Annotated in this window: 26 protein-coding genes; 11 read left to right on the forward strand and 15 right to left on the reverse strand. The window is 36.1% G+C overall.

Features of this window, described 5'->3' with window-relative positions; translation table 11 throughout:
* Positions 1 to 30: 30 nt before the first annotated feature.
* From KIK00_RS09615 to namA, 7 genes are all read right to left on the reverse strand, one after another.
* Complete coding sequence (locus tag KIK00_RS09615; RefSeq protein ID WP_255816336.1) at positions 31 to 1443, reverse strand: DUF2235 domain-containing protein; 1413 nt, start codon at positions 1441 to 1443, stop codon at positions 31 to 33.
* A 34-nt stretch (positions 1444 to 1477) separates the two neighbouring features.
* Entirely contained in the window at positions 1478 to 2452 is a 975-nt protein-coding gene (locus KIK00_RS09620) for a DUF2931 family protein (protein WP_255816337.1), read from the reverse strand.
* 61 nt (positions 2453 to 2513) lie between these two features.
* Positions 2514 to 2684 (reverse strand): hypothetical protein, encoded by a 171-nt coding sequence (locus KIK00_RS09625; RefSeq protein WP_184558220.1) that lies wholly within the window; start codon positions 2682 to 2684, stop codon positions 2514 to 2516.
* A gap of 1 nt (position 2685) precedes the next feature.
* Positions 2686 to 4617: a type VI secretion system Vgr family protein gene (locus KIK00_RS09630; RefSeq protein WP_255816338.1), complete on the reverse strand. Its 1932-nt coding sequence runs from the start codon at positions 4615 to 4617 to the stop codon at positions 2686 to 2688.
* A gap of 148 nt (positions 4618 to 4765) precedes the next feature.
* The gene (tssD, locus tag KIK00_RS09635; protein ID WP_047378640.1) at positions 4766 to 5170 is read right to left on the reverse strand and encodes a type VI secretion system tube protein TssD; all 405 of its coding nucleotides are present in this window, start codon (positions 5168 to 5170) and stop codon (positions 4766 to 4768) included.
* Positions 5171 to 5462: 292 nt separating this feature from the next.
* The gene (locus KIK00_RS09640; protein ID WP_370647739.1) at positions 5463 to 5741 is read right to left on the reverse strand and encodes a DUF2752 domain-containing protein; all 279 of its coding nucleotides are present in this window, start codon (positions 5739 to 5741) and stop codon (positions 5463 to 5465) included.
* A 28-nt stretch (positions 5742 to 5769) separates the two neighbouring features.
* Complete coding sequence (namA, locus tag KIK00_RS09645; RefSeq protein WP_255816339.1) at positions 5770 to 6822, reverse strand: NADPH dehydrogenase NamA; 1053 nt, start codon at positions 6820 to 6822, stop codon at positions 5770 to 5772.
* A gap of 100 nt (positions 6823 to 6922) precedes the next feature.
* On the opposite strand from namA, the gene KIK00_RS09650 reads away from it, so the two are divergent.
* Complete coding sequence (locus tag KIK00_RS09650) at positions 6923 to 7405, forward strand: cytidine deaminase (protein ID WP_255816340.1); 483 nt, start codon at positions 6923 to 6925, stop codon at positions 7403 to 7405.
* A 143-nt stretch (positions 7406 to 7548) separates the two neighbouring features.
* Here the strand turns inward: KIK00_RS09650 and KIK00_RS09655 are convergent, their stop codons facing one another.
* The 8 genes from KIK00_RS09655 to KIK00_RS09690 form a co-directional block, all read right to left on the reverse strand.
* Positions 7549 to 7860 carry a barstar family protein gene (locus KIK00_RS09655; protein ID WP_255816341.1) on the reverse strand — a complete coding sequence of 104 codons (312 nt, stop codon included), beginning with the start codon at positions 7858 to 7860 and terminating at the stop codon, positions 7549 to 7551.
* Positions 7857 to 8480 (reverse strand): Zn-dependent protease, encoded by a 624-nt coding sequence (locus KIK00_RS09660; RefSeq protein WP_255816342.1) that lies wholly within the window; start codon positions 8478 to 8480, stop codon positions 7857 to 7859. Before KIK00_RS09660 ends, KIK00_RS09655 begins: the two co-directional genes overlap by 4 nt.
* Before the next feature lie 72 nt (positions 8481 to 8552).
* Entirely contained in the window at positions 8553 to 8861 is a 309-nt protein-coding gene (locus KIK00_RS09665; RefSeq protein ID WP_255816343.1) for a GIY-YIG nuclease family protein, read from the reverse strand.
* Between the two features lie 65 nt (positions 8862 to 8926).
* Entirely contained in the window at positions 8927 to 9427 is a 501-nt protein-coding gene (locus KIK00_RS09670; protein WP_255816344.1) for a ribonuclease domain-containing protein, read from the reverse strand.
* An 89-nt stretch (positions 9428 to 9516) separates the two neighbouring features.
* Positions 9517 to 10308, reverse strand: a complete 792-nt coding sequence (gene nadE, locus KIK00_RS09675; protein ID WP_255816345.1) for an NAD(+) synthase — start codon at positions 10306 to 10308, stop codon at positions 9517 to 9519.
* Positions 10309 to 10320: 12 nt separating this feature from the next.
* Entirely contained in the window at positions 10321 to 10854 is a 534-nt protein-coding gene (locus KIK00_RS09680; protein WP_255816346.1) for a GNAT family N-acetyltransferase, read from the reverse strand.
* Complete coding sequence (locus tag KIK00_RS09685) at positions 10851 to 11381, reverse strand: GNAT family N-acetyltransferase (protein ID WP_255816347.1); 531 nt, start codon at positions 11379 to 11381, stop codon at positions 10851 to 10853. The genes KIK00_RS09680 and KIK00_RS09685 overlap by 4 nt, the downstream gene beginning before the upstream one ends.
* Before the next feature lie 14 nt (positions 11382 to 11395).
* A complete protein-coding gene (locus tag KIK00_RS09690; RefSeq protein ID WP_255816348.1) occupies positions 11396 to 12034 on the reverse strand; it encodes a leucine-rich repeat domain-containing protein in 639 nt (212 codons plus the stop codon).
* Between the two features lie 52 nt (positions 12035 to 12086).
* Between KIK00_RS09690 and KIK00_RS09695 the strand changes: the two genes are divergently transcribed.
* From KIK00_RS09695 to KIK00_RS09740, 10 genes are all read left to right on the forward strand, one after another.
* Complete coding sequence (locus KIK00_RS09695; RefSeq protein ID WP_255816349.1) at positions 12087 to 13073, forward strand: gliding motility protein GldB; 987 nt, start codon at positions 12087 to 12089, stop codon at positions 13071 to 13073.
* A 31-nt stretch (positions 13074 to 13104) separates the two neighbouring features.
* Positions 13105 to 13428 (forward strand): gliding motility protein GldC, encoded by a 324-nt coding sequence (gldC, locus tag KIK00_RS09700; protein WP_184556526.1) that lies wholly within the window; start codon positions 13105 to 13107, stop codon positions 13426 to 13428.
* A gap of 134 nt (positions 13429 to 13562) precedes the next feature.
* Positions 13563 to 14702 carry a cystathionine gamma-synthase gene (locus tag KIK00_RS09705; protein ID WP_255816350.1) on the forward strand — a complete coding sequence of 380 codons (1140 nt, stop codon included), beginning with the start codon at positions 13563 to 13565 and terminating at the stop codon, positions 14700 to 14702.
* 68 nt (positions 14703 to 14770) lie between these two features.
* Positions 14771 to 15220: a GNAT family N-acetyltransferase gene (locus KIK00_RS09710; RefSeq protein ID WP_255816351.1), complete on the forward strand. Its 450-nt coding sequence runs from the start codon at positions 14771 to 14773 to the stop codon at positions 15218 to 15220.
* A gap of 109 nt (positions 15221 to 15329) precedes the next feature.
* Positions 15330 to 15842, forward strand: coding sequence for a DinB family protein (locus tag KIK00_RS09715; protein WP_255816352.1), 513 nt, complete (start codon positions 15330 to 15332; stop codon positions 15840 to 15842).
* Positions 15833 to 16168 (forward strand): hypothetical protein, encoded by a 336-nt coding sequence (locus KIK00_RS09720; RefSeq protein WP_255816353.1) that lies wholly within the window; start codon positions 15833 to 15835, stop codon positions 16166 to 16168. Before KIK00_RS09715 ends, KIK00_RS09720 begins: the two co-directional genes overlap by 10 nt.
* A 116-nt stretch (positions 16169 to 16284) precedes the next feature.
* On the forward strand, positions 16285 to 16881 hold the full coding sequence (locus KIK00_RS09725; RefSeq protein WP_255816354.1) for a hypothetical protein: 597 nt from the start codon (positions 16285 to 16287) through the stop codon (positions 16879 to 16881).
* A 114-nt stretch (positions 16882 to 16995) separates the two neighbouring features.
* Complete coding sequence (locus tag KIK00_RS09730) at positions 16996 to 17544, forward strand: L-threonylcarbamoyladenylate synthase (protein WP_255816355.1); 549 nt, start codon at positions 16996 to 16998, stop codon at positions 17542 to 17544.
* A 107-nt stretch (positions 17545 to 17651) separates the two neighbouring features.
* On the forward strand, positions 17652 to 17996 hold the full coding sequence (locus KIK00_RS09735; RefSeq protein WP_255816356.1) for a nuclear transport factor 2 family protein: 345 nt from the start codon (positions 17652 to 17654) through the stop codon (positions 17994 to 17996).
* 37 nt (positions 17997 to 18033) lie between these two features.
* The gene (locus KIK00_RS09740) at positions 18034 to 19452 is read left to right on the forward strand and encodes a CCA tRNA nucleotidyltransferase (protein WP_255816357.1); all 1419 of its coding nucleotides are present in this window, start codon (positions 18034 to 18036) and stop codon (positions 19450 to 19452) included.
* Positions 19453 to 19574: the final 122 nt, after the last annotated feature.

A 19574-nucleotide genomic window follows, 5' to 3' on the forward strand; every position in this document is an offset into this window, starting at 1 on the left:
GTATGATCTCTTTTTATTAAAAATTTAATTCTAATGGATAACTCTTGTTCTGTTTGGTCTCGGATCCATCCCGATTTTTTCTCTTCTTGCTGACCAGTGAAGGTAATGAAGACGAAGGAATCTTAAATCATCCTGTTCTTTTACTTCTTTCTGATAAGCTGCCTGACGGTTTTCCGGAATTTCGTTTCCTCCATAAGCATCCCTCAGCTCTTTATAATGTCTGAAAGAATAAGGTTTGCCATCTCCCATTACGTAAGTTCTGAGACGATCTTTTATTCCTATTAAAAATTGATCATCCATAATGGAATATTTATCGTCTGTCAGTTTTTTTATGGTAATAGGAAGATTTTTATCAATCCCGTATTCTGCCATAAAATGTAAAGGAATATAGCTGAAAGTCTTCACCAGATAGCGCGATCCTCTTAATGAAAGATAAAATCCGGGAGTAATGGTAAGCTGGTCTTTTTCATACCATCCTTCTGTTTCAAGCTCTGTTTTTAATGCCTTTAATTTGGTACTGGTGGTCCATGATGTTTCAACTTCTTCCCATGTTTCCTCCCCATTTTCATAGGCTCCGCCTACGTCGCAGTGTACACCTGGGAATGTTTTTTCAGTTCCGATGTGTACTCTTGTCAGGTCAAAGTTTTCTCTGTGCTCGTTTTCTGCGATAAAGTGAACTACTGTCTGAGCTTTTCCAATTTCATTCAAGCTTAATTCTTCTACATCATTGCTGAAGTTGGGTACTGGCGACAGGTATTTTGAATAGGAAGAAACGGTATCGTAAATTCCCAGAAACCTTACTTTCAAAACATCCACCTTTAATCCTGCTTCTTCGAGTTTAAGGCCAAGATGTCCCCATTTTGGAAGTTCTTCCGAGGCAACACCTTTTCCGTCATCATCTGAATAGGTAGTCACCGAAACAGCTTCATTGGCAACTGTGCGTGAAGTGGCTTTATATTTTGATTTTCCAATTTCGTATACAAAGTTACGGGCAGCAGCTGCTCCACGGCTAAATCCGAATACATCGAAAGTAAGAACAGCAATTTTATCAGCTTTCTTTTCTGCTTTAATGGTCTTCACCTTTTTTACGATTTCTTCACAGCCTTTTCTCACCTTAGACCTGATCCCGGTTTCTCCTGTTCCGAAAGCATATCCCAACGTAGCATCTCCTTCTTTATCCTGTGTACCGATACCTTCTATATAAATACCGAAGTTTTTATCATAATTATCCCACATACGGGCTACATTACTCCAGTCATTGTTGTAACTGGTATTGTCTTCAGCTTTTCCGCCATGTTTTTTATGAGCCTCCGTTCCTTTTTTTCTTTCGTCTGTATTGGTTTTATTATTCAGGGTTCCGTCAAAAAAAATCCCAATGGTAATATCCAGTACTTCCTCTTTGGATACAGATGGTGTATAACTTCCAAATTGATTGTTGTGCATAGTTCTTGTTTTTAAATTGACTGAGTGAATATTATCATTCTATCTTTCGGGATACCCTGATTTTTGCTTTGGTAACTGCCAGTTTTTCTTTTTCAGATTCTAAGGACACTGAAACTTTAGTATTGTCTTCATTGACTTTAATGGTAAGATCAATGTTTTTATCCTTACCTAATTTTTGAAACAGATCAAATATTTCTTTGTCATCAAAAGAGTCTATCCATACCGCATATCTGTTATTATTTTTATCTTTCCAGTAAAAACCACAGAATCCCGGAACAGCTCTGCTTTTGTAGGTATTATCTTTCAAACTCTGATCAAAAAGATTTTCCTGTTCTCCATTATAATTGGTAAAACCGAAATCTATCCATGTTGCACCTTCCGGAAGAATCACTGAAGGTTTCCAGTTATATTTTTCTCTGTATACGTTATAAATATCAGCTGCAGGATATCCTTCTTTTTCAATTTTCTCCCGAACTTCCGGTTTGAATGTCTTATAAGAGGGATCTTTCAGCATTCTGTCTGCAAATCCTTCTTTCAGCATATACTGTGCGTTATCGTATGCTTTTTCTTTGGTAATAATGGTATCATGGGCCTGAAAAGCACCTACTTCTTTCTGATTTCCTGCTCCTTTCATCCAAAGCACTACTCTTCCCTGCGGAGCCAATCCTACGACAAATGAGCTGTAGGTAGATTTCTTTTTCGTATCCTGATCTATAAATCCTTCATCAAAAAGGCGTTTTATCTTTTCTTTATCCAGATTCCATTTTCCGGTGTAGAATTTATTTTCTACCAGAGAGTACCATGTGAATTCCAGCTCATGGGGAGCATCCATTCTTTCGGTGTTTACGTTCATAGTTCCACCTTCTTTTCCCCATCCTGTATTCTGTGTTCCCCAAATGGCATCAAAGCTGTAAGTAAAACCATCAGCAACAATAGCTCCTTCATACACTTCCATCGGATATTCCTGTGGGGCAGAAACGGTTCCCAGCCAACTGTATTTTTCTTCCATTTTTTTATTCTGACAATTCGTTAATGCAAAACACCATATAAAAAGAATCAGCAGGTTATATTTACTTATGACCATGGGACATAATCTTCTTGTTACTTGCTAAAACCAGATTTGCTTTATGTGCTTCCACATTGATTTTCTTTGCTATTTTTTCAACCTTTTTTCCTACGCTCAGATGGTAAGAATCTTTAACTGTGATGCGTAGATTGGTTGCTGTTTTTATGATGGCCATATTAGAAAAGTTTTGATTTTTCAGCACTGTTGAATTCTACAATCTTTCCACTCTGCATGGTCATATTTTCAAGTTCGCTGAACATAGAAATTTCACCTGCTATCTCGTTGGATGTTTCAGATTGTCTTTTGAATTCTTTTTCAATCATTTCCGTTCTGGTATCCGAAGTTTCTGTAATATCTCCTGAAGCCGTAAGTTTCATGTCTTTTCCTGCAATAGAAATAATATTATCATTCGCTGTACTGGTAATACTTGCCCCTGCTCCTATTGAAATTTCTTTTCCTGCGGTGATATTGATATTGTCACCTGCATTTAAAGTAAAGTTTTTAGGTGCTTTCATACTGATATTGCCCTGTCCGTCCATGAAATAAGTATTTCCACTTGGATCAAGAATCGTTACGCTTCCTTCTTCATCATTCATTAAAATTCTGATCCCGCTTCTTGTTTGTATGGATTTCAGGTGATTGTTTACACCACCTCCTAAAGCAATTCCTCCATGGAACATTCCTCCCATTACGAAGGGCCTGTCCGGATGGCTGTGAACAAAATTGACCATTACCTGATCTCCCACTTCAGGAATGGCTACATACCCACGGTTTTGGGTAATCTGATCTGTTCCTCCTGCATCAGGGCTCATCATACGGATAAAGTGAGTGGTATCATTGGTCTGCCAGTCAAATCTTACCTGTATTCTTCCCTGTCCTTCGGGATCTGTATTGGAAATTACCGTTGCAGTCTGTGGTTCAGCTTTTGGAAGGGTATATTCCGGTTTTGGAAGAAAGCCTGTGTCTGCAGCTATTCCTATGAAGCTTCCATTGTAATGACCTATTGTGTCAATTTCATGTTCTGCTTCTGTAATCATTATTCTGGTAAAATAGGAGGTTTCATTAGAATCCTGTTTACGCATCTGCACATCTGCTACACAACCTGGATGCAGGAAAGGAACTGTTGTATTTCCTGAAATGGAAAAAACGTTAACAGCTTCGCTTCCAGATGCACTTTTCTGAGAATATTCAACGTCAAGATGTGTGGCAGCTTTGATGGGAGCTATCTGTAAAGACGGAGTTTTATAAATAGATTCGTTATGGCTGTATGCTGTTTTTGCCAGATCACTCACATGTTTGATCGGTGTTGAACCGGAAGTCAGTCTTTCATTTTTATTACTGTTGTAACCGTAGAACTGCGGCTTGGTATGTACAGCTTTCAATTCCACTTTTATATCATTGGCGCTGCTTCCGTAAGTAAGGGTTATTGGTTTATTCTGAGCAGGAAGTTTTCCGAAGTGTAAGACTTCACCGTCATAGTAGAACTGTTCACCATAAGCTTCAGCCATTCTTGCCAGATAGTTGTAATGGGTTTCATCATACTGGCTGCTGTAGATGATCTGGGAAAAGTTATTAGCATCTACCCTGATATCAAAACGGCTTTTGTCAATTCCCTGTTTGATCACTTCTTCTGCAATGATTCCTACATTTACAGACTGCGCACCTCCAAAACTCTGGATATGTGGCGCTCCGTCAAGGAGAATGGTAGGGCTGTATCCGGTAAGAACAATATTTCCTAAGCTCATTTGTTCCTGGCTGAATCCTACTCCGGTAATTACTCCTACAAAGGTTCTTTCGGGGCTGTTGTCTATATCTTTATAGGAAATAACAGCTGTAAGACGTTTTCCAAGAAACTTATTGGCCTCTTCCAATGAATGGGTCTGTCTGTCTCCCAGGGTATCATGTGCCAGTGTCAGCGTAAATTCGTGGTGTCGTCTGGTGCTTTGTTTAAGCTTAAAATGCTTATAGTACTTGATAATTTTCCCTTCTATGACAAGAGAAAGTTTTACCAGACGGTTGATACCTGTATGATGGTTTTCGGAAATACCATCTGCATTCTGCGTAGGACGAAAAGACGTCGCTTGTGATTTTCCGGGTGTATTTGACATATTTTTTAGTGATTTGATTAGTTTTCTAAACGATTATTCAACAGGACGGGAATTTAAAAATAAAAACAAAAGTTCCACTGAATATAGTCTAAGGTAAAAAAAGACCGTCTTATTAAGGACAGTCTTTTATTTTTTACTCATGAAAGACTTAGCTCATTGGCCAAAGTCCGTCATAAGATGAATTTCCATATGTAATACTTTCAGCGCTTACTACAAAGCTGATCAGCATATTGTTGCTATCCACTGCATCAAAGTCTACTTCATGCTGGATAACATATCCGTTTTCCCACTTCAAAGAGATCAATGTTCCTTCTTCGTGAGATTTATTGAAGTTTATTTCTCCGTTTGTAGGTTTATATTTGCTGTTCAGTAAACTTTCTAAAACATCAGATTTTTCTGTTGCTTCAATAGTTACTTTAATAAGTGCGTTTGACGGATCAGATGCTACACGTCCTGAAATGTCTGTAGATCTTGATACGCTGTAGTTAAGCTTTAATAACTTCTGACCTTCTCCTCCATTGAATTTTAAGATTCCTCTTGAATTTCCTGCCATATTCTTAAATTTTAATCATTAACAACTGTTCCCAGATAATAGGATTTATATAACAAAGATAGACTTCATGTTCTAATTTAAAAAGTTTTTAGAGCACTGTTTCAGAAATTGTAGTAGTTCTACGACATTTTAAAAATTCTACACAACAAAATAATACAGGAATTTTAATCTAGTAAATTTTATTTTTTATTGAAATTTTTCTACACAATCACCTGTTGATCGACATAGGAATATAACCAAAACACAGAATAATATTCAAAATCAAAAGTTTAGTCATTCTTTTCTTTATTAGCTAATAATGCTTATACAGATACCCAGCTACCATAATAATGAGATTAACGAAAATCAAAATCATTAAAATATTCCCGTATTTTCTTTTTTTATCGATAAAACTTACACCAAGAATCAAAAAAAATAACAATAAGGTATATACAGCAGGATACATTTGAAAAGCTTCTGAAAATTTCCCTTCAAATACCAATATGATTGCCCGTTGGGCACCGCAACCCAAGCATTCCACTCCCAGGAATTTTTTACTGGGACAGGTAAGCATGAAATCACTGATATCCATTTCTGAGTTTTTATGAATTTTTCATTATCTAAGAAGAGATTTTGGCTCTGGTATACTGATGTGGGAAAAAGCAGTCTTCTTTCATTTCAAAAGATCCCTGAACAGCAATATATGGATTTCTTAAAATCTCCCTTGCTACAAAAATCAGGTCTGCATCACCTTTCTGAAGAATTTCCTCAGCCTGCTCCACTTTGGTAATTAAGCCCACCGCTCCGGTTTTCACTTCAGCTTCATTTCTCACCTGTGATGAAAAAGGAACCTGGTAGCCATCAAAAACCGAAATTTTTGCACCATGAATATTTCCGCCGCTGGATACATCAATAAGGTCTACAGCGTGTTGTTTTAAAATTTTTGCCAGCTCAACACTGCTTTGAATGTCCCAGCCATTTTCTGCATATTCTGTTCCTGAAATCCTTACAAATAATGCCGTATTCTCATCCAGTTCTTCATTAATAGCATCTACAATTTCGATCAGAAACCTGATTCTGTTTTCAAAGCTTCCACCGTATTCGTCTGTCCTGATATTGGATAGTGGTGACAGGAACTGATGGATGAGATATCCGTGTGCTCCATGAATTTCAATAATATCAAAACCAGCTTTCACTGCTCTTTGGGCCGCTTTTTTAAAATTCTGAACCTGTTCCTTAACCTCATCTGTCGTTAATGTATGCGGAATTCTTTCTGTAGGGTGATAAGGAATAGGGCTTGGAGCAACGGTTTCCCAGCCTTCTTCCAGAGAAATCTGCAGGTTATTCCATGTTGATCCTTTTCTTCCGGCATGAGCCAGTTGAATCCCTATTTTACTTTCTGAATTCTTATGTACAAATTCTACAATTCTCTGCAGCTTCTCTGCCTGTTCATCATTCCAGATTCCCATGCAGTGATTGGTAATTCTTCCTTTGGGTTCTACTCCCGTGGCTTCTACAATCAATAGTCCTGTACCACCTTGCGATCTGCTTCCGTAGTGTACAAAATAGAAGTCGTTAGCTTCTCCGTTTTCACATGAATACATACACATAGGAGACATTACCCATCTGTTTTTTAATTCTACATTTCTGAATTTTATTGGCGTGTATAACATTTTTATTCTTTAAAAAATTGAACTTTTCACTGGAAGAATAAAATATTGCTCACTTCATTAAAAAGAACTAATTTTACCCCCCTTTTTTAGTTGACAATATATGAAAAAAGACATACAGATCAGTTACGAATATTTTAAAAATAGCAGTGAACTGAGCGATATAGAAAATAAATTATTTGAAAGAGCCAAAGAGGCTCGTGAGAATGCCTATGCACCATATTCTCAATTTTTGGTAGGATGTTCCGTATTATTGGAAAACGGAGAAATCTATTCCGGAAACAATCAGGAAAATGCAGCTTATCCGTCTGGACTATGTGCAGAAAGAACGACTGTTTTTTGGGTAGCCGCCAACTTTCCGAATGTGAAAATAAAAAAGATCTTCGTTGTGGGTGGTCCTAAAGAATTTCATGAAAAGAACCCTCCGATTCCTCCTTGTGGAGCCTGCCGCCAGAGTTTAATTGAGTATGAAACCAAACAGGATGAGAATATTGATCTTTATTTCTCAAGTATGAATGAGGAGGTTGTAAAAGTACATGCAGTGAAGGATCTGCTTCCTTTTTATTTTGATTCTACGTTTTTGTAAAGAAAAATAAAAGGACAGATTTACAAAAACGCGAGATTTCTAATCCATATCAAGGTTTAAAATCTTGATATGATGTAATAGCAACAATCTTCACGTTTCAGTACAAACAAGGCTGTCTCATAATTTGAAACAGCCTTATTTTTTTACTCTTCTTCAGATTCTACATCATCATCTTCGTCTTCGTACTGTTCCAGATAATAGCTAAAGCTAAAGTCTTCAACTTCTTCTTCGGCATCTTCCAGAGTAGTCAGCAAATCTTCAAAAATCTCAAGCTGATCTACAGTCATGTTTACGAATTCTAAATGGAGCGGCATTTCCAGATCACCGGTGATGGTATCAAAAAGTGCATCAAGATTATCCCCAAAATGCTCAGGAAGCTGAACTTTTTCTTTTAACTGGGTATAAAAATCTTCATAATCACCTATGTCTGTAAAATCTATATATACTGTCTTCATATTGAATTAAATTTCCAATTTTTATTGATTAAAAAAGTTTTACATTTTTTGCAGAAATCCGTTTCTTCATTAGTAGGATTTTTGCCTTCTGCATCTCTCATAAAACACATTTTTTCAGGGCAATGCGGCAGCCCCTGCGTATGTCCCAGCTCATGAATGGCTATTTTGTAAAACTGCTCATCCTGGTTTTCTTTACTCAGTCTGAAATTTGAAGCTACACAAGCCTTTCCTGGTCTATACCCCAACCCCATGATCCCAAAATCCTTGATCTTTCCTCTGGTGGCACTGATATCTTTTGTAGTAAGTCCAATTATAACAAAACCGTCTTTTGTTTCCTTATTCAAAAATTTAATGATTGAATCTGCTCTATATCGGTTTCTCTCTTTATAATAAGTATTTGCCGGAAAATCTATGGCATCCAGAACTTTTACATTGGGATATACATTTTTTATTCCTTCGGTTACTTTTACTACAGTTTCCTCCTTAATATCTTTAAACGGCTGTATGAGTATTGTTATGGCTTGTTTCTCTTCCTTTTCCTTTACCACACTTTTCTTTTCCGAACATGAAAGCATCAGAAATAAAATGATGGTAAAGTAAAAAAGGTTATAATTTTTCAAAATTAAGATTTATAATAATTACAATGCAAATTATACATTAGTCATTGCGAGGAGCTCTGCGACGAAGCAATCTCAAAAAACATCCATGATATTCTCAATGTCATCTGTAAGGTCTTTCCAATCAGGATTTATATTATTAATTAAATCCAGTTTCTTTTGTCGGGAACCTGCTTTTATTTGTTTTTCCCTAAATATAGCATCTCCAATTTCCTGAAAGGATTCCCAATACACAAGTATATACAAATTATATCTTGAGGTAAAACTTTGAGAATAATATGATTCTTTATGCTGCTGAACACGTTTAGGCAGATTTGAAGTAACTCCTGTATAAAGAGTTGTGTGATTTTTATTTGTCATGATGTAGACAAAACCTGCTTTCACGTGTGATTATTTTAGAGATTGCTTCGTCACTTCGTTCCTCGCAATGACTGGGTCTTATTTATACATTACTGTTTTTCAAAACTTTTATAATGGTTTTTGGTAAGGTATACATCACCATTTTGAGTGTAGATAATACGATCAGCATTTCTTCCTCCGCAATGATAGTTTACATCTGCTTCAAAATATTTTTCTCCATCAGGCAAACGACCTTCTCTGTTTCCGAACTTATCTCCACCAATAGCTTTTCCTGGAAGTATGTCACAAAGATTTCCTTTGGAAGGATTCCATCCTTGTTTTCTGGCTTCATTTTTAGTGATATAATAATCCGGAAGTTTATGATTTTGCTTCACATAACTGATCACCGTTTTCTCTTCCGTAAGCTGTTCTATAGAAACCTGAGCAGATGAATTTCCATCCGAAGAGGTACTGCCATAACTCACTGTTTCTGTTTTCGAACCCGGCTGCCCTTTCTTATCTTCAATAAAGTTTCTGTAAACATACATTACACCCATCCCGAAAAGGAGTCCAAGACATATAAAAAACAAGGATCTTATTTTACCGTTCATAACAATAGTTGTATTAATGTGACAATTTACCTATCAAGCAACGTATCGTTTATTGTTAAATGATTACATTGCTGAACTGGTACATTTTATTATGATCTCCAATCTTCAGGAATATCACAAACCGGAATAGGGTCAATTTTATGTTTCGCGGCTTTATGCATTCTGTCGAAGATCAGGAATACTTCTTTATCTCGTCCTTCGTAATCGTCAGCCGTTTTAGTTCCATATTCTTTCTGGATTTTTTCCAGTTCCGGATACGTAGCACCAATCTGCTGCTCATCTGTTCTTTCCGTATCCCAAAGCCCATCAGTAGGAATTGCTTCCTGAATACTTTTGATAAGATTTAATCCTTTCGCAAGTTCGTATACTTCAGTTTTATAAAGGTCTGCAATTGGGGAAACATCTACTCCGCCATCTCCATATTTCGTATAAAACCCGATACCGAAATCTTCTACTTTATTTCCTGTTCCGCAAACAAGGAGTCCGTTCAGCTGGCCATAATAATAAAGTGTAAGCATTCTAAGACGTGCTCTTGTGTTGGCAAAGGTCAAATTCTCATTTGGGTATACCTCATCATTTACATGGAAGGTTTTATAGATCTCTTCAAAAGCCGGCGTAAGATTAACGGATATTGTTTCTACATTGGGAAATCTGGATTTAAGGTCATTCATATGATCCTGTGCACGATCTACCTGATCAGCTTTCTGGCGGATCGGCATTCCGATCAGTAATGTTTTCATGCCTGTCATTGCTGCTAAAGTAGAAACTACTCCGGAATCTACTCCTCCGGAAACTCCAATTACATATCCGTTTACTTTAGCATTTGTAGCATAATCCTTTAACCAGTTTACAATGTGATCTATTACTTTTTGTGTCTGCATCGTTTATATTTTTTAGTCTATTCCAAATTCCGGAGGGTATTTCACCACTCCTCTTTTATCTTTTAATCCGTCTTTTACCAATTCTAAAGCCATTCCGTTTTCTTCCGGAATATCGAATGGAAATGAGATCCCAAAATTACTTGTTTTTTTGTAACCAAAGCGCGGATAATAATTTTCATGTCCGATAAGTATTACCGATTCATATCCCAGCTCTTGGGCAATATGATGTCCCTGAAGAATCAATTTCGCTCCGATTCCCTGATTTTGAAACTCAGGTTTTACGGAAATAGGTGCCAACGCAAGGGCATCAAACGATTCGCTGTCATTGACAATTTTAATTTTTGTAAACAGAATATGTCCGGCAATTGTTCCGTTTTCATCTTCTGCCACTAATGATAATTCCGGGATAAATGCTTTAGATTCTCTCAGTTTTCCCACCAGAAACTGCTCCTGATGATCACTGTGTTCCATTTCCCTAAAAGCCTCTTCCGTAAGCTGAAAGACCTGGTGATGATCTTTTTTCTCTTCCTGTCTTATTGTAATCATTTTTGTGTATATTTTTCACGCTTCAGCTCATACCAGAAACAGATTCCGTCTGGTTCTTCAAACTCACCGGTTTTTTCAAATCCCAATTTTCTTAAAATATGATTGGAAACCTCATGTTCGGAATGAGCATAGGCATAAATAACTTCTGCATTCAGGTCATTAAAACCATAATCGAGAGAGGCTATTCCGGCCTCCATTGCATACCCCTTGCCCCAAGATTCAGGCAGGAAGCGATATCCAAGTTCCAGTACGTTGTTATAGCCATTTGTTTCATGGGTAAGTAATTTTAATCCGCTCCATCCTATCAGCTGTCCGCTTTCTTTTTCCACCACACCAAGTCTTCCTACTCCATTTTCCTCATACTGTTTCTGAATCATGCTGATAACATTTCTGGATTCACTGATATCTGTCAATACAGGTACCCCGATATACTTCATCACTTCAGGATTGGAATCCAAAAGAAAAAGGCGTTCAACATCTGTATCTTCAAGCTTTCTTAAAATCAGCCGTTTTGTTTCTATTTTCATAATCATTAGTTTTTTTACTCTCCAGCTCCAAAAATGGTAACATCTGTTTTTATGCCTTTTTTGATATCCGTTTCCTTTATTTTATTTCCCATTATGTTCAGGGTTTGTAAAACAGGATTACCGGAAATATCAATTTTTTGAAGCTTATTATGTTCTAAATTCAGTTTTCTCAATGCTTTAAACTGAATCAGATCAATTGTTTTTAATTGATTTAAAGATAATGTTAATTGGTCAATTTTTGGAATGCCTCCCAGCGAAATGTCTTCCAACAGATTATTATCCAGGTATAAAGAACTTAAATTTTTCAAATTTTCTGTTTTGAATGAAGAAATTCCACATCCTGTACAGGAAAACAATTCCAGTTGATCCAGATTGTTTAATACAATATACGGAATCGCATTATCATCCAGGACAATCATTTTCACATTTTTAAAAAAGTGCAGATCTTCTGTGGAAGTAATTCTTTTCTGAACCAGGAACAGATTCGTAACTGCTCCGGCTTCCAGGGGTTCAAGTATGCTGTTTTTATTCAGATCAAAGTTTTCAAGTACTGCTTTTTCAAAATTTTTATCTTTAAATTCAAGCTTTTGACCATAAAAAAAAGAAAGTCCCAAAATAAGGCAAAGGGTTGTAATTATTTTAATTTTCATCATGAATTGTGTATTTAATCCTTATTTTTGTAAACTTAAATTCCATGTAAAAATAATGAAGATTTTTAGATATATTGCGCTTTCTTCTATTTTAGCTGCCGGACTTGTTTCCTGCAAAAAAGAAACTGAAAATCAATGGAAGGTAGAAGTTAAAGAAACTACCGAAAAAGTTGATGTAACAGATATTTCCAAAGAATTTTACAATCCGAATGTTCCGCTGGAGCAGTTTAAAACTCAGTTCCCATGGTTTCAGGGAAGTGTTTCAGATGCAGATTTCGAAAAAAGGAGAATGGATGCTGAAGAGATCAAAATCTACAAGGAAGCTATTGGAAAAATAAATCAGGCTACATTACAAACGGAGCTGAAGAGTTTATTTTCGCATATCAAGTATTACTTTCCACAGTTCAAAAGCCCTAAAGTATATTTATTTTCATCGGCATTACAGATGATTCAGGATCCGATATTTTATGATCAGAAAGGAAACCTCCTATTCATAGATGTTACCGGTTTTATGGGAGACGGAAATCCTAATTATAAGGGACTGGAACTCTATTTTCAAAAATCAATGAACCCGCAGAATATTGTTCCTAAGGTATCACAACTTTTTGCTGAAAATATTGTAACGGAATCCCCTGATCATCAGAAATTCATTGATCAGATCATTCTGAACGGAAAAGTAATGATTCTTCAGGACGCTTTTCTTCCGGATACTCCTGATTATCTGAAAATAAATTATACCAAAAAGCAGTATGAATGGGCAACGGGTAATGAGGCCAATATCTGGAATTATTTTGTAGAAAGCAACCTGATCTTCGGAGATGATCCAAGATTGGGAGAACGTTTCATATCACCTGGACCATTCTCGAAATTTTATACGGAGATTGACAATGAATCTTCACCACAAATCGGGATTTTTACAGGATGGCAGATCTGTAAGACATACCTTAAGGAAAAGCCTGAGACAAAACTTACAGCTTTCCTGAAAATGGATGCAACCACCATTTTTAATGAATCCGGTTATAAACCGAAACTTAAACAATAGAAAATTTAGAATTTAGAAAAAAATAGAAAAAATGAGAAAGACTCAGATTACGATAGATGTTGAGCTTGATGAAAATCATGTGCCTGAAAATATTACATGGAACGCTCAGGACGGAGGTATTGACAAACAAGATACTAAAGCAACGATGATTTCTGTTTGGGATGAGAAAACAAGAGAGGCATTAAGAATTGATCTTTGGACTAAAGAAATGCCTGTAGATCAAATGAAGATGTTTATCCACCAGATTTTAATATCTTTAGGAAGTACTTATCAGAGAGCAACAGGTGAAGAGGATGTAGCGCAGTGGATGGAAGAAATTGCAGAAGAGTTTGCTGTAAAATCTGCTATTAAGTAAAAAAATACAATTGTGATAAGCTGGGGATGGTAAGCGGTAAGCTTTTTGTATTCAGCTAGAGCAAATTTAATAAAAAACAATGGGCTTAAGTAATAAATTCTATTGCTTAATGCTCAAGTCTAAAGCAAAAAATTATGAATTTTAATACAAAAGTAATTCACGGAGGGCAGCACCATGAGTCTGCAACAGGTTCTGTAAATGTTCCTGTATTTTTGACCTCTACGTTTGCACAAAAAAGCCCTGGAGTACATTCCGGATATGAATATTCAAGAGCAGCCAACCCTACAAGACAGGCATTGGAAGATTCTTTGGCAAGTATTGAAAATGGAGCGAGAGGTTTAGCTTTCGGTTCTGGTCTTGCTGCCATCGACTGTGTTTTGAAATTATTAAACCCTGGTGATGAAGTAATTGCTGTAGATGACCTTTATGGAGGTACTTACAGAATGTTCACAAGACTTTTCGAAAAATATCAACTGAAGTTTACGTTCGTTAATTTTGATGATGTTTCTAAAATAGCTGATGTTATCACAGATAAAACGAAACTGATCTGGGTAGAAACGCCTACCAATCCGTTGATGAAATTAGTAGACATCAAAGCGGTTGTAGATATTGCGAAAGGAAAAGATATTTTAGTAGCAGTAGACAATACTTTTGCAACACCTTATATCCAGAGACCAATTGATTTGGGAGCTGATATCGTGATGCACTCTGCAACGAAATACTTAGGAGGACACTCTGATGTGATTGCCGGAGCTCTTATCGCTAAAGATGCTGAACTGGGGGAAAAACTTCACTTTATTCAGTTTGCAAGCGGTGGTATTTTAGGACCTCACGATTCTTACCTTGTATTGAGAGGGATCAAAACACTGGCATTAAGAATGCAGAGACATTCTGACAATGGACTTGCTGTAGCACAATATCTTGAAAATCATCCAGCTGTAGATAAAGTAATTTATCCAGGATTGGAATCTCACCCGCAGTATGAATTGGCAAAATCTCAGATGAAGGAATCAGGAGGAATGGTTTCATTCACGTTCAAATCAGGAAAGAAAGAAGATGCAATCAAATTCTTAGAGAAAGTAAGAGTATTCACACTTGCAGAATCTTTAGGAGGAGTGGAATCTTTAGCTAACCACCCTGCTCTGATGACTCACGCTTCAATCCCGGCAGAAAAACGTGCTGAATTGGGAATCACTGATGACCTTGTTCGTTTAAGCGTAGGTATTGAGGATGCTGAGGATCTTATTGCAGATTTAGAGAAAGCTTTTTCTTAACATACCATAAACTGAAATGAGAGGGGTTATTAAATCCTTCTCATTTTATTATAACCATCACTAATAATATGAAAAACACAAGAAAAGCAGTCATTTCCGACTTGTCTCAGCTGGCTGAACTATTTGATCAGTACAGAATATTTTATCATAAGACCTCGGATATTCCCACTGCAACAAGCTTTCTCCAGGAAAGACTTGAAAATAAAGATTCTGAAATTTTTGTTGCAGAAGAAAATAGTAAACTAACAGGCTTCGTACAATTATACCCGATATTTTCGTCTACAAGAATGCAGCGTTACTGGCTGCTGAATGATCTCTACGTGAATGAAAACCATAGAGGAAAAGGCTTTTCTAAAGAATTAATTGAAGAATCCAAAGAACACTGCCGTACATCGAAAGCGTGCGGTATTCTTTTAGAAACAGGAAAAAGCAATGATATCGGGAATCAGCTGTATCCAGCCTGTGGATTTGAACTGTATGATTCTGTGAATTTCTACGAATGGACCAATAGAGAATAATAGTTAATGAGTAATAAGCAATGAATAATAAATAATTTACACATTATACTTACTACCTCAAATCCCGAAAACTTGTACCCCAAAATACCACTAAAAACAAAAAAATAACATGACCGATTTTCAAAAATATATTCAAAGATATTTAGATCAGATTCCATCAGGAAACTGGTTAAACGAACTGCAGATATCAGCAGACAAAACAACAGGAATTTATTCTAACCTTACCGAAGAACAGTCTCATTTCGCTTATGCAGAAGGAAAATGGACATTAAAAGGACTTCTGCTCCATTTATCAGATACAGAAAGAGTTTTCCAATATAGAATATTAGCTTTCGCGAGAGGAGAGAAAAACAACCTTCCGGGATTTGATGAAAATCAATATGCTGATCAATCTTTTGCAGACGAAAGAAGCCTGGGATCTCTTTTAGATGAATACAAACTGGTAAGAAAATCTTCTCAGATTCTATTAGAAACACTTCATCCTTCCGCTTTACAAAATACCGGTACAGCCAATGGCCATGAAATTACTGTAGAAACCATCGGAAAACTAATTGTAGGACACAATTATCATCACCTGAATATTATTGAGGAGAGGTATTTATCGAAATTGGGATGGATGTAAGAAAACGAATTATCATATTCAGCCTGTTAATATTCGTAATCTCTCTTTGTTTTACAGCTTTTAAAGTTGAAGATATGAGAGAGATTAAAGATTACAAATCATGGGAAACTTTCCTCATAGGTCCAATTAGTTTTTTGGGTGGTGGATTATTTGAATTTCTGGTATGGACAGCTAATATCTGGTTCTTTATTTCGGTTATATTCTGCTATAAAAAATATTTTGTAATTTCTGCTCTATTAGCTGCAATAGCTTTCTTAATTGCAGAAACATTTTTTTTCTGGAAGGAAATTTTAGTTGCAGAAAACGGAAGAATGGGAAGAATATAAGTTTGGAAACAGGTTATTTTTTATGGATAGCTTCTATAATATTTTTAACAGCTGGCTCATTATATTTATTCATAAAATCTAAACTTACCAATCATAAACTATCATCCTGATGTCCCATGAGATCTCTAAAAAATTTAAGAATCACTGAAAGTATTCAATCTAGAAAATTAGTTTTTGAAGAAAGTTCATACGATAAGTTTGATACGATCTCAATTTATTTCGGTTCCTTAGCATTGGCAGGAATTTCAATACTTTGTTTTGGAGAAATAGAGCCTTCGCCAAACAATAGCTTAGAATATTTTATCATTACATGTTCACTGATCTTTAGTGTGTACGTATTATACTGTAAATCCACCGAAAAATATTTAAAGGAAATTACATTTGACATTCATAAACAAGAAGCTAAAAAAAGAATTATTGAATACGGAAAAAAAAATAATTATAGAATCACCAAGGTTTCGGGCAATTTGATTTTTCTAAATGAGACTGCAGATTTCTATAGCTTTGGAAAACATTATGAACAAACCACAGTTGTTTTCTTTAAAGACAATACCATACTTTATACACTTATTAAAGAAGGATCACGATCAAATTTTCCTGTTTTACTTTCACAACATCTTACCAAAAGGGATTTCAAAAAAATACTACATCCGGAATATATCGAACCAATTAAGCGAACCAATTATTTCAATTCATTTTTTCACGGATTATAATCTTTATGTCTTATGGTAATAATCAAGTCAATAAACCACATTTACACCCCATTTTTTTTGCCTAAAATTCATAGATTTTTTACCTTTATCCCCTCTTTGAACTCATATACAATTATGGAACATATTATTGAAATATTAAAATCCGGCGGAACAATTCTTTACCCTACAGATACCATCTGGGGAATAGGTTGTGATGCTACCAATATAGAAGCTGTCAATAAAATTTTTGACATCAAAAAGCGCGAAAAAAATAAATCCATGATTATCCTTGTGGAATCTGAAAAAAGACTTCAGGACCTGGTGGATGTTCCTGAAATAGCCTGGGAAATTATTGATCTTAGTGAAAAACCGGTAACCATTGTTTATGAAAACCCAAGAGGCCTGCCCAAAGAACTTCTTGCGGAGGATGGAAGCATAGGAATACGTCTTGTAAAAAATGATTTCTGCAAAAAACTGATTACAAAACTGAATAAACCTTTGGTGTCTACCTCTGCCAATTTCAGTGGCGAGAAAAGCCCGTTGAAATTCTCTGATATTTCTGAAGAGATGATCAGCCTTGTAGATTATGCGGTTGAAGAAGACAGAGAAAAGGTTTCAAAATATTCAGGTTCTTCAGTAATCAAAATATGGAATGATAACAGAATAAAGGTTCTCCGGGAATAGAAATTCTGAACCTTTTTGTTTATTTTTTAGAGTCTTGTCAGTTCATATCGGCAGGATTTCTTTTTTTTAATTCTATCTTTGCAAACTCAACTCATAAATTATTTGCTATGAATCATCAGGAATTTGCTCAAATGTGGGTTAATGCATGGAATTCTCATGATTTGGAGACTATTCTTACCCATTACTCGGATGATATTGAGATTACAACTCCCATGATTGCGATGGCTACAGGTGGTAAAGAAAGTTCTTTAAAGGGAAAAGAAGCCGTCCGCGAATATTGGAGAAAAGCCTTGGACAAGTTTCCAAATCTCCATTTTGATCTTATTCATTCTACAGCGGGAGTAGATTCAGTAGCATTATTTTATAAGTCGATTATGGATAAACATGCTGTTGAAGTCATGTTTTTTAATGAAGATGGAAAAATTAGTAAAATGTATGCTCATTATGATTAATGAGTTACATGGGTAGAAATTGTCACTATTATTAACGATGAAAATTAATCTTAATCAAAATAAGAATTTAAAACTTTTTAAAATAATTTCTGAAGCAGCAGAAAGGAACAACCAATCCGTATATATTGTGGGGGGTTATGTACGCGACCTTCTGATGAACAGAAAAGCTTCTACAGATATAGACTTTGTAACAGAACAAAGTGGTATAGAGCTTGCCCAGAACGTAGCTCAGGATATAGATCCTAAGTTAAAGGTTTCTGTATTCAAAACTTATGGAACGGCTATGATTAAGTATAAAGAACTTGAGCTTGAATTTGTGGGAGCAAGAAAGGAAAGCTATACCGAAAACAGCCGAAAACCGGAAGTAGAAGGTGGAAGCCTTGAAGATGATCAGAAAAGAAGAGATTTCACCATCAATGCGATGGCTATTTCTTTAAATAAAGAGAACTTCGGAGAACTAGTAGATCCGTTCAATGGGGTTGAGGATCTTGAGAATGAAATTTTAAGGACTCCTTTAGAACCGGCTCAAACCTATTCTGATGATCCGTTGAGAATGATGAGAGCGGTACGTTTTGCTTCAACTTTAAATTTTAAAATTGAGGAAAACTCTCTGCAGGCTATTCAGCAGGAAGCGGAAAGAATCAAGATTGTTTCTATGGAAAGAATCATGGTAGAATTTAACAAAATTATGCTTTCTGAAAAACCGTCTGTCGGATTGAGACTAATGGAGCAAACCGGTCTTATGAAGCTGATTATTCCGGAACTGATAGAACTGAAGGGAGTGGAAGAAGTGGAAGGACAAACCCACAAGGATAACTTTTACCATACGCTGGAAGTTGTAGATAATATTTCCGTGAATACGGATAATCTTTGGCTTCGCTGGGCTGCCTTACTCCATGATATTGGGAAAGCTCCTACAAAAAAGTTTGTAGAAGGAACGGGATGGACATTTCACGGACATGAATTTTTAGGTTCAAAAATGGTAAAAACCCTTTTCCAGAGATTGAAGTTACCTTTGGGAAGTGATATGAAATACGTTCAGAAAATGGTGAAACTTTCATCAAGACCTATTGCTCTGATCACTGATGATGCTTCAGATGCGGCATTGAGAAGACTTTTATTTGATGCCGGTGAAAACCTTGAAGATCTTTTCACCCTTTGTAAAGCAGATATTACCACTAAAAACTCTAAAAAGCAGGAGAAATTCAAAAGAAATTTTGAATATGTAGCGGTGAAGATCAAAGAAGTGGAAGAAAAAGATCAGGTAAGAAACTTCCAGCCGCCTATTACAGGTGAAGAGATTATGGAAATGTTTAATCTTAAGCCCGGCCGTGAAATTGGTATTCTGAAAGAGAAAGTAAAAGAAGCCATTCTGGAAGGTGAAATTCCAAATGAAAAAGAGGAAGCCACAAAATTTGTCATTGCTGAAGCTGAAAAACTGGGATTAACAATCTAGTTTAATCTATAGATAATATTAAAAAGCCCGGCGGGATGTTCCATCCCGCCGGGCTTTTTCGTACACAGATATAAAACAAAGCCGGCCGGTTTCAAAAGAAACCGGCCGGAAAAAAACACAAA

It is taken from the genome of Chryseobacterium sp. MA9 (assembly GCF_024399315.1).
Lineage (GTDB): Bacteria > Bacteroidota > Bacteroidia > Flavobacteriales > Weeksellaceae > Chryseobacterium.